Genomic DNA, 1945 nt, shown 5'->3' with positions numbered 1-1945 from the left:
AGGGAACACCGCGCTACGGCCAACGGCTCAGGTCCGGTGGATGCGATTTTCAAAGCCATTGAAAGCGTGGCTCAAAGCCAATCAACTTTGCAGATTTATTCGGTTAATGCCGTTACCCAAGGCACCGAAAGCCAAGGAGAAACTTCAGTCCGACTGCAGCGCGGCGACCGTGTGGTCAACGGGCAGGGCGCGGATACCGATGTTTTGGTGGCCACTGCTAAAGCCTACCTGTCGGCTTTGAGCAAACTCGAATTTGGCCGTGCCAAGCAAAAAGCACAAGGCAGTGGCTTAATTTAAATTCAATTAAATTAATGGCTTAAGTTTGTCAGGAGTCCGGTATCGCCTTTTCAACCATTCAATGTTTAAAGGCTATCTGAAAACAGAAAATCTATGAAAATTCATTTGGATAAAAGTTTGCCTGTGTTCGGTTGCTTTGCTGTCATCGCCTTCATAAAATTTAATAAGGGGTTGTATTAGATTAACCCTAATATCACACTAAATTCGCTTTCAGACGGCTATATCTCCCATCGTGCCGATACCAACGAGCTGATTATTGTTCATCGCGGTACGGAAGGATGGATGCAGAGGTCGGCAAGCAGGCTATTTTTATCATGTTAAAATTTAACATAATGTATATTATACGAATCAACTTTTGTGGTGGTAATTCCGTCTTTTTACCCATTCTGGCGCATATCTTCTAACATTTTCGTTCGGCTTCCATGCTGTAATTTCTTCTGGCCGTTTGCCTTTCTTCATTTTCCTGTGTTTGTCTATCAGGCATATCAAATCTATTGCGTTTTGTCCTGTTTCCGTTGCTATGTCGATGATGAAATCTATCGGTAGTCTTAGCCTTTCTCGCCGGTACTGGCTTATTCTGGTTGGTTCTACGCGCCATCTTTGCGCTATCGAATAATCAGATGATAAAAACAGACGGCCTTTTAACTGGTCTATTAGTTGAGATTGAATACCCATGAAAAACGCCTTATCAAGAAGATAAGGCGTTATCCTATCAGATTGAGCGATTGCTCTCTATTTGAGCAAATGCTCCTTGTTTTGGTAGTTAAATTTCATGGTATTACTTCTTGAAATTCAATTTCCCCTTTCCCCTCTATTTCTATTTCAATTCCCTTTGTTATGCTTTTTCTGATTGTTGTTACTTCGTTGTAAATTAACAGCAATATTATCAGTATTATTATTTTATAAGCTCTGTTCAGCCATTTCATTTCTTTTCTTCTTTATGTATTAAATGAGCTTGCGCATCCTTTCCGAATTCAGTCACAAGGATGTCCATTAGCTCCGTCCATTTAACTGTTCTTCCGATTTTTAAGCTCGCTTCCATTGCCAGCCGTTCGATTTTCATTTTCTTTTCTATGTTGATGTTATAGGTAACTCTTTGTGTCATTTCACACCTCCTAATTAATTATCTAGTTTTTGAGTTAAAAGTTAATTTAACTCTTGACTTATTGAGTTCAATTTGTGTATCATTTTGTTGAATGAGTTCAATAGTTCAAAAGTTAGGATTTTATGAAAACCTGCAAAATAGAATTTGACGGCTCTGTCTGGTCGGTTTCTCTTTTCAAGGATTCTGATTTAGTGGCTTTTAAGGAATTTGAGCTTTTAACCTGTGACGGCGTTGACCATTCATTTATTGAAGCTCTTAACTATGCTTCTGCTTTTGTTTCGTTTGGCTACGTTTTGAAAGATACCGTTCTCCCTGTTGGGTTTCCTGTTCTTTCTCTTGTTCGCGGTGTTTCTGTTTTTTGTTGATTTTTAGGGGAAAAATTATGTCTTTGGTCGGTTCTGAAACCTTTTTGGATACCCCCGCTAGTAACACGGGGGGACTTGCAGCAACAGCAAATGCTTGCAGCGAAGCTTATGAGCATTTTGTTGTTGTCAAAGGTAAATTGGTTGAAGTTCTTTTAAAACGCGGTTCTTCTCGTGCTGC

At 39.7% G+C, this 1945-nt stretch carries 4 protein-coding genes; 2 read left to right on the top strand and 2 right to left on the bottom strand.

The genetic code is table 11. The features are described from left to right. The coding region (locus C7N83_RS13755) for an alpha-isopropylmalate synthase regulatory domain-containing protein (protein ID WP_281256783.1) at nt 1-297 on the top strand (297 nt) is incomplete at its 5' end. Between the two features lie 348 nt (nt 298-645). Here C7N83_RS13755 and C7N83_RS13750 read toward each other — a convergent pair. Both C7N83_RS13750 and C7N83_RS13745 read right to left on the bottom strand, forming a co-directional pair. Further along, entirely contained in the window at nt 646-972 is a 327-nt protein-coding gene (locus C7N83_RS13750; protein WP_106743273.1) for a hypothetical protein, read from the bottom strand. Between the two features lie 247 nt (nt 973-1219). Further along, on the bottom strand, nt 1220-1402 hold the full coding sequence (locus C7N83_RS13745) for a hypothetical protein (RefSeq protein WP_106743272.1): 183 nt from the start codon (nt 1400-1402) through the stop codon (nt 1220-1222). A gap of 122 nt (nt 1403-1524) precedes the next feature. Here C7N83_RS13745 and C7N83_RS13740 point away from each other — a divergent pair, with 122 nt between their 5' ends. Next, nucleotides 1525-1767, top strand: coding sequence for a hypothetical protein (locus C7N83_RS13740; RefSeq protein ID WP_106743271.1), 243 nt, complete (start codon nt 1525-1527; stop codon nt 1765-1767). Nucleotides 1768-1945 lie beyond the last annotated feature (178 nt).

The organism is Neisseria iguanae (assembly GCF_003013245.1).
Taxonomy (GTDB): domain Bacteria; phylum Pseudomonadota; class Gammaproteobacteria; order Burkholderiales; family Neisseriaceae; genus Neisseria; species Neisseria iguanae.
Note: the sequence above shows the minus strand (reverse complement) of the source record. Positions and strands in the feature narration are given on the sequence as shown.